Below are 7,506 nucleotides of genomic sequence, written 5' to 3'. Positions count from 1 at the left end.
TGCTGGAGTACCTGCGCATCACGGAATATCAAATAGGCCGTATGGTATGAGAGCAGCGCTGCGACATCCTCCCAGACGCCCTCGGCACGGAATAACTCGGCCGCCTTGTCCGCATCGAGACGTAAAATGGTCGACTCCCTTTCCGCACGGAGAAAATGGCCTTGCGTAGGCTGGATCATCTCAGCAATACCAAACAAATGCGGCTCGTAAACGGTCACGACCAACAGTCCATCCGATGTCCGCAGCAGGGACAGCTCCCCTTCCAGAAAGAGGTACATCTGCTGTTTCCCCTTCCGTAACCAGGTGAGTCGCTTACGTGGAACAACGTGCACTTTCTCCGCTATCGGCTCAAGGATAGCGGTCAGTCGTTCGATGGATTTTTCGGGTCGAACAGGCGGTAAAATATGCATGGTACAACCTTCTGACATTCAGTATCTGCCATTATAGACCATATATTTTAAGCGGTTAGCCGATCAAAACTGATAGCTGTAGTTGACGCTGGCAAACCAAAGATAAGGATGGTCGTAACTTCCGGCAAACGCCACCGGCGATTTCACATGCGACGACTGCATATGAAGATACGACACGGCAATACCAATATTGCTGGCCGGGGTGATCTGATACTGGGCTCCCGTACCAAATCGCCACTCATCGCCGGTAGGTAAGGTTAAGGCCACATCGCTCTGGCTTTCATACGGCGAGCTGTCGAACGCCACACCGGCATTCAGTCGCCACTGAGGCGTTGGACGATACTGCACGCCCACCGCACCGTGCCACGTGTCCTTCAGGCGGCTGACGTTGTTCAGCTGCTGGTCCCCGACGACGATTTGCGGCGCGCCGAACTGGCTCCAGTCCTGCCAGCCGAGATCGCCCATAACCGACCACTGCGGGTTAATGTCATGCACAAGGCTGAGCATAATTTGCTGCGGCGCGCTGATTTGTGCTGACACCGGCAGGTCGTAGGTGCCGTTCTGAACACGCGCGTTGCCGTCAATATTGAAGCTGTAGTCCGTTTCGCTGTTCCAGGTAATACCGGCTCGGGTCTGGTCAGTTAGCTGCATCAGCAGCCCAAGCCGATAGCTCATGGCCAGGTCTTCATCGCGTCGCCGGTAGTCATCATCGTTAACGCTGCGAGTCAGCGAGAAGTAACCGTAGTTAACGTTGGCGGACGCGCCAATCGAAAGACGGTCGTTAAGTTTATAGGCCAGCGAGGGGCTGAGCGTCATGGCTACCATGGTACTCTTTTTAATCAGCCTGTCGCCCGCCCAGCTGCCGTAGTCGATCCCCAGGCCGTAATTACCGTAAAGCCCGACCCCGGCATAAAGATTATCGGTCACCTTCTGGCTATAAAAGGCGCTGGCATTCGGGATGGTTTTCATCACATCGCCGGGGCTTTGATGGGCATCGTTATCCAGCTGGTTGTCGATGGAGCCATCCATAACCTGTAACCCACCGGTGACCATATGATCCGGTAAGGACGTCATGCCAGCCGGGTTGGTCATAATTGTAGAGGCATCCTGCGCACGAGCCGCCTGCCCTGCTCCGGCAAGCGCGGTATCTTCGGTGCCAGCTTCATAAAAATAGAGGGCGCTGGCATGGGCACTGGAGGCAGCTAATAAGCCAGCGCACAGGAGGAGTCGTGTTTTCATCTGCGATCCGGGAAATAAAAAATTTGCCGACAGATATAACAGGGGCGATTGATTACGTAAAAAGAAAGAGGGTTTAATTTTAAATTATGCGCGCGCGTAATTATATTTATGACACTCCAGCGACAGCCGGAACAAAGGCACCGTGATTCTGCATGCACCGGGTGAGGAATTTCTTACAATGCCGTTTGTACTCGTTCGGCTTAAGACAAGCGTTACTCACTACTGGGATCGCTCTTATCCTCTCGCATGGATTCGATAAACTCCCGTTGCTCCGGTGTGAGTTCAAGCTCATCCAGCAGGCGATCTAACTCTTCTTCAGGCGATTCCTTTTGATTCTTTTTCTTCCCGCTAGCCATACTCACCCTTGAGTTATTAGGATTAATCTCAGGGTATCCAGGGTACAGGAAATGTGCAACTTAACGTGTTACGTTGAAAACCAGAAGCAGCAGATAGCCGATGCTGGTTATAGCGTTATTCGCTGGTTCAGCGATGAAGCAGTGAGCGGTGCAGTTGTAGTGGTCAACAAAAACTGGCCACAGTGTTAGAGTTTTTCCAGTATCGGTTTTCCGATTCGTTTGGTGGTAACCCACCATTATATTCGTGCGGTCTGAGCACGAATATCCAACGATATAGTCCGTTATTGCGTGAGCTGTATCGCTGAAGCTTACGTAACCCGTCACCGACACCCATTCGTTCTTCAGACTCCTGAAGAAGCGCTCCATTGGACTGTTATCCCGGCAGTTTCCACACCGGCTCATACTCTGCTTAATCTGATATCGCCACAGTAACTGCCGGAACTGCCTGCTCGTATAATGACTACCCAGGTCACTGTGGAACCTCACCCCGACGGGCTTACCGCGCGTTTCCCATGCCATTTCCAGCGCTTTCATGGTGAGTCTGCTGTCCGGTGAGAACGACATTGCCCAGCCCATTGGTTTTCTTGCAAACATGTCGAGTACAACGGCGAGGTACGCCCAGCGTTTACCTGTCCAGATATAGGCCACATCACCGCACCACACCTGGTTGGGCTCCGTTACGGCGAACTGTCGCTCAAGATGATTCGGGATAGCAACGTGCTCATGACCGCCACGCTTATACTGGTGAGTCGGTTGCTGGCAACTGACCAGCCCCAGCTCTTTCATTAGCCTGCCAGCGCCCCATCTGGTAGCCTCTCTGGGTTGCCATTGTGGCGATGCTTCTTGTTCCGGCCGAACCACGGCTAATGCCATGCAGCTCAAGTACCTGACTTCGTAATACAGCTCGTCTGCCGTCAGGGCTTTTCAGGACGGTTTTTCCAGTATTTATAGCTGCTGCGATGAACCCCGAACACCTGGCAGAGAGTGACCACAGGATAACGCGTCCTGAGTATCCCGATTATCGAGAACTGTTCAGGGAGTTTGACATCAAGAGCGCGGTAGCCTTTTTAGAATTTCGTTTTCCATTTCAATACGTTGTAGCTTTTTCTCAAGCTCACGTATTTCGATTTATTCCGGCGTTATCGGGGAGGCTTTTGGCGTTTTGCCCTGATGCTCATCACGCAGTTGTTTGAACCATTTTGTCATCGTGGAAAGACCAACATCCATTGCCCTGGCAGCGTCAGAGATGGTGTAATTTTGGTCGACAACCAGCTGAGCGGATTCGCGTTTGAATTCAGGACTAAAATTTCTTCTTTTCATTGAAGCACCTGTGTTGTTCTGAGGTGAGCATATCACCTCAGTTCAGGTGGCCAAATTCAGTGTGCCACTACGGACATTCAGTTATTCAGTTCCTTAGTTAGTTCTGCTTCGCCAGTAGCAGCATCAAAGTGCAGGTAAAAGAGAGCACTATTCATCTGCTCTGGCTTCGTCCATATTTCCGCCTCCCTCGAACCGCCTTTCTGTTTGGTATAGCCCAGCTTAGACAAATAAGCCCTCATCGGCTCGACGTTAGATACTCCCCTAAAAATGATTGTGTTTGAGGGGGCGTATCCATCTCCGGGATGTGATTCAAAGTAATAATTATTCGATATACGCGGAGCCTTCTCAATATCTTTATCAGTCAGGGAGTGATAATTGAAAAAATCATTTTCAGTGTATGTGGTAGCTTCATTGATACCGGATGCAACAAGATAGACAAATAGCCAGCATAGGATAACACCCGTAATTAATATCAGGATGCTCCATTTAAAGAATTTACGCATTATCACTTCACCCCTGTGTACCCAAGTGACGTCCCATTGTCTGTAATAACTTTGACATTACCAGAGCTGAAATCGTCCCACGGCTTCAGCCATGTCATAAAATGCGGGAGGTTCACCGTGTACGGCTGGTGACGCACACACGGATCTTCCGGGTCAGGGAACAGAATCGGACGGAAACCACGGTTTTTATGGGAACCAATAGCACCGTAATGATCCCAGCGACGAACGGCGGCATCATAACTGACAGGTTTAAGGCGGTATCCGTACCGTCCTGGCATGATAGCTCGATGGAATCCGAACAGATCAGAAACCAAGTCTTCACCACTAAAGCCACTATCAGTGTACCAGGAGAAAGCCCGCAGGCTTTGCAAGCCTTCAAATCGAGCTGCTGTGTTCATCATCATCGCCAGCATGATTCTGTTAATATCTTCGGTACTCCGGCCACGTTTAATCTCCCAGCGAGAGAACTTGCCTACACCGAATTGTGAGTTGAATTTCACAAAGTGCATGTCCTGCCGATACATCACCATGTAGGAAGGTTTGCCGCTAAGCTCCCCCGCGATAAACTGGCTTTTAAGCTCCATGATATCACTACCCCGAGCGTGCCCCATGTCAACCCAGCCAAGCACCTCAGTATAAACGACACCCCTTCGCAAAACGTCAAACTGCGCACCATCCTTTATCTCCGCTCTGGTGCTCATCCTTTCATCTCCTTGAAAGATTTATGTTGCCAATGTTATAGCCTATTTTTAAGCAGAATTGTTCAGGCTTCGGCCTTAATGTTCATGACTGTTCTGGTGCTGACGTTGTGGCTTTCTGCGATTGCAGGAATGGTTTTACCTGCTGCGAGTTCTGCTTTAATGGCTTCACGATCAATAGAGCGACCTTTGCCCCGTCCGGTGATCCTGCCTGCGGCTTTTGCTGCTTCGTAACCTTCACGCTGGCGCTCCAGCATTGTTTCACGTTCCATCTGCGCGACTGCTGCCAGTACGGTCAGCATCATATTACCTGCTGGAGAGTTCTTCCCGGTCTTAAAATCCTCTTTGTGGAACTGAACAACTACACCCCGTTCTGTTAACCGCTCAACCGTTGCCAGCAAGTCAGCAGTGTTACGGCAAAGGCACAGGAAGACAGCGTTTCGCCTGTTGTAATAAAGCGAGGCAAATTGCAACGCAAGCAAAGTAGTGTAACGCAGTGATAACACCAGGATGTTTCATGCAGATCCAGTGAAATTATTAGGCGGCTAATCGATCCACTCAGCGGATCTATAATAGAGCCGGGGATATTTTAAGCAGGAGGATGTAAACTGGGAGGATAAAGAGACGGGACACCTACGGGGGCGGGTTGTGTAAGTATTTCCTGTTGTCTTCGACCTTATTGCACGTAAAATGACCAGACACATTTTGGAAAGGAGTCTTTAATGGATATTGCGTTGCTTAACAGGGGCTGGAACAGAACATGGTCAGATACCATGGTGAATCTGGAGGCCCGGAAACTCGTCGAAACAGCAAACCGGCTGTCAGCATTCTATTTGCAAGATGGTCTTACACGTATCAAGTTTGTCGAAGAGATAAAACAGGTTGTAGATAAAGAATTTGAAACTGCACGACGGGCCAAAACCGATGAAGAATGCATTGCATGCATCAAAAATCTGCGTGCTGAAACAGATAATCTACAAGAACAAGAACGCCTGTTAAGAACCAGAGCCGCCCAACTTTATGCAAAGGTCGAGTTTGTCAGGGAAAACAATAAAATCGTCGGATACGTGATTTCGGCAATCCATATAGTGGTATCTGGAGCAGCATTATTTGGTGGGATGGTTATGATGTCCACTATGACCCCTGTTGGAGTTCTTGCAGGAGCAGTTTTATTTGTTGATGGTATTAACGGTATAACAAAAGAAGCAAGCCATCTTCGCTATGGTGAACAATCCAAATCGGAAGGAATTTTTGCTGATGGCGCAATGGAGACCGCGCAATTTATGGGGTTTAGCCCAAAAAGTGGATTAGCTCTTTATAATACGGTGACTCTAGGGGTGAGTGTCTATAGTATCTTCGGCTTAGCAAGGAAACCCGGAGCTTGGCGATTATTCCGTTGGCTGCCGCGTGATTACTACCGAAAAGTTGACACAATGAGCAAGCCTAAGCTAACGATGAAAATCGCTGGATATGGTGTCAAAGCGAAAGTCATTTTTGATCTTCTGGCTACTGATAACAGTACTAATTAAGATTTGTTCGCTCTACAGAATCGCCAAGATTTATAAGCAAGTACAGGCGGTTGTATAAAAATTGCAACCGCTGCGCCACAAGAAAGGCCAATAGCACCAGAGAAAACACTCTGCTCAGATGCGAACATCACAAGAAAAAAGAATACAGCAAGGCAACCGGATACAACCCACACGGCAAGAATAAATCGCCTAGCCAGGTCCCTGATTGCATTCCCCAACGTTCCACCATAGCTTTCAACGTTGTTCTTTATCTTCTTCAAATCCGATGGTGTAAAGCCAGAACTCAACAAAGCCTCATCAGTAACATCCATATTGTCCTCTCCGCATTTCTTAACTGGCAATGGCACACATAATCATAGTGATGAACTTTACAGTAATCCACATGATGTTTGTGCAATGTATCAGCTTTCAGACAATAGAAGCCATAAAGCCCCGTTAGTGGTAGAAGCAACAAGCGGAGCATAGCGACTGCAACAGGCCAACCTAGTTGGTTTCGCTTTGCGAAAGTCACCAGTGACCAAATCAGATTGTCAGGGGGATCACACCTTATCAGGGTGCTCGTGTACCTTTCGGAGCGTGAGCAAAGCGCTGGCAGAGCCGGATCTGTAGCTACCGGGGCATTACCACTATTCACCTGTTTACGTGGCTCATAGGGCCACACATCGGGCTTAAATGCGTGTGTTCAATCTGTTCGGGAGTTATGCCAGGTATGCGGCTTTTTGTTCGTTGTTGTACTGTCGCGGTAAGAACCTGGAACCACCGCCAGCGTGAGGATATGTTCCCTTGTACCACAGACCTATCACGCGACAGGTACGGATATAGAACATTGGGTAGTTTTAGTTGTACCTGCTAAAGCAGAGCAACGTAACTAACTGATGAAATATAACTTCTTGATTTATGAGGAGACTGGAGCGGGCGAAGGGAATCGAACCCTCGTATAGAGCTTGGGAAGCTCTCGTTCTACCATTGAACTACGCCCGCTTTGAGGTGCGTAAGGCATTATAGACCTTACGCCTCTTCATACAAGCCTTTACCCCACTAAGTGGCGATTAAATAATCACTTAGCACTTCGGTTTACTGCCCTGCGCCGGAAGATAACGCTGCGGATCGATGGCCGTGGCCTTATAGCGGATCTGGAAATGCAGCTTCACCGTATCCGTCCCGGTACTGCCCATGGTCGCAATCTTCTGCCCCGCCTTCACGTTCTGGCCATTATTCACCAACATCGTGTCGTTATGCGCATATGCCGTAATGTAGTCCTCACCATGCTTAATCATGATCAGGTTACCGTATCCACGAAGCTGGTTACCGACATAGACCACCTTTCCGGCCCCTGAAGCGTAAACCGGCGTGCCGCGTGCGGCAGCGATATCAATTCCTTTATTGCCCCCTTCCGAGAGCGAGTACGGCGCAACCACTTTTCCGCTTGCAGGCCAGATCCAGCAGCGCTG

Annotated in this window: 9 protein-coding genes, 1 tRNA gene and 1 pseudogene; 1 reads left to right on the top strand and 10 read right to left on the bottom strand. The window is 49.4% G+C overall.

Translation table 11 applies throughout. The features are described from left to right. The 7 genes and pseudogenes from HP459_RS19765 to HP459_RS19735 form a co-directional block, all read right to left on the bottom strand. Positions 1-410 (bottom strand): Crp/Fnr family transcriptional regulator (locus tag HP459_RS19765; protein ID WP_171936692.1); only part of this gene is annotated, 410 nt, incomplete at its 3' end. Positions 411-473: 63 nt separating this feature from the next. After that, positions 474-1,649 carry an OmpP1/FadL family transporter gene (locus HP459_RS19760; protein ID WP_171936691.1) on the bottom strand — a complete coding sequence of 392 codons (1,176 nt, stop codon included), beginning with the start codon at positions 1,647-1,649 and terminating at the stop codon, positions 474-476. 212 nt (positions 1,650-1,861) lie between these two features. Next, complete coding sequence (locus tag HP459_RS19755; protein ID WP_171936690.1) at positions 1,862-2,005, bottom strand: hypothetical protein; 144 nt, start codon at positions 2,003-2,005, stop codon at positions 1,862-1,864. Between the two features lie 163 nt (positions 2,006-2,168). Beyond that, positions 2,169-3,325, bottom strand: a pseudogene (locus HP459_RS19750) (IS3 family transposase). Between the two features lie 77 nt (positions 3,326-3,402). Next, a complete protein-coding gene (locus HP459_RS19745) occupies positions 3,403-3,828 on the bottom strand; it encodes a hypothetical protein (RefSeq protein WP_155019062.1) in 426 nt (141 codons plus the stop codon). 2 nt (positions 3,829-3,830) lie between these two features. Continuing rightward, positions 3,831-4,529: a hypothetical protein gene (locus tag HP459_RS19740; protein ID WP_046618721.1), complete on the bottom strand. Its 699-nt coding sequence runs from the start codon at positions 4,527-4,529 to the stop codon at positions 3,831-3,833. A 62-nt stretch (positions 4,530-4,591) separates the two neighbouring features. Further along, positions 4,592-5,008, bottom strand: a complete 417-nt coding sequence (locus tag HP459_RS19735) for a recombinase family protein (protein WP_223862218.1) — start codon at positions 5,006-5,008, stop codon at positions 4,592-4,594. Positions 5,009-5,248: 240 nt separating this feature from the next. On the opposite strand from HP459_RS19735, the gene HP459_RS19730 reads away from it, so the two are divergent. Then, on the top strand, positions 5,249-6,055 hold the full coding sequence (locus tag HP459_RS19730; RefSeq protein ID WP_171936689.1) for a DUF4225 domain-containing protein: 807 nt from the start codon (positions 5,249-5,251) through the stop codon (positions 6,053-6,055). Here the strand turns inward: HP459_RS19730 and HP459_RS19725 are convergent. From HP459_RS19725 to HP459_RS19715, 3 genes are all read right to left on the bottom strand, one after another. Continuing rightward, positions 6,052-6,366, bottom strand: a complete 315-nt coding sequence (locus HP459_RS19725) for a hypothetical protein (protein ID WP_171936688.1) — start codon at positions 6,364-6,366, stop codon at positions 6,052-6,054. The two genes, HP459_RS19730 and HP459_RS19725, sit on opposite strands and share 4 nt — an antisense overlap. Before the next feature lie 596 nt (positions 6,367-6,962). Then, a tRNA-Gly gene (locus HP459_RS19720) sits at positions 6,963-7,036 on the bottom strand. An 80-nt stretch (positions 7,037-7,116) separates the two neighbouring features. Then, positions 7,117-7,506, bottom strand: a 390-nt coding sequence (locus tag HP459_RS19715; protein WP_171936687.1) for a peptidoglycan DD-metalloendopeptidase family protein, incomplete at its 5' end; no start/stop codon positions are given.

Origin of the sequence: Enterobacter sp. CM29 (assembly GCF_013179605.1) — a bacterium.
GTDB lineage: Bacteria > Pseudomonadota > Gammaproteobacteria > Enterobacterales > Enterobacteriaceae > Enterobacter > Enterobacter intestinihominis.
This window is presented reverse-complemented; position numbering and strand designations above follow the sequence as displayed.

Excerpts from the sequence above, each read along its gene's own strand:
- HP459_RS19760 (WP_171936691.1), bottom strand. The coding sequence starts at position 1,649 with ATGAAAACACGACTCCTCCTGTGCGCTGGCTTATTAGCTGCCTCCAGT.
- HP459_RS19755 (WP_171936690.1), bottom strand. The coding sequence starts at position 2,005 with ATGGCTAGCGGGAAGAAAAAGAATCAAAAGGAATCGCCTGAAGAAGAG.
- HP459_RS19745 (WP_155019062.1), bottom strand. The coding sequence starts at position 3,828 with ATGCGTAAATTCTTTAAATGGAGCATCCTGATATTAATTACGGGTGTT.
- HP459_RS19740 (WP_046618721.1), bottom strand. The coding sequence starts at position 4,529 with ATGAGCACCAGAGCGGAGATAAAGGATGGTGCGCAGTTTGACGTTTTG.
- HP459_RS19730 (WP_171936689.1), top strand. The coding sequence starts at position 5,249 with ATGGATATTGCGTTGCTTAACAGGGGCTGGAACAGAACATGGTCAGAT.
- HP459_RS19725 (WP_171936688.1), bottom strand. The coding sequence starts at position 6,366 with ATGGATGTTACTGATGAGGCTTTGTTGAGTTCTGGCTTTACACCATCG.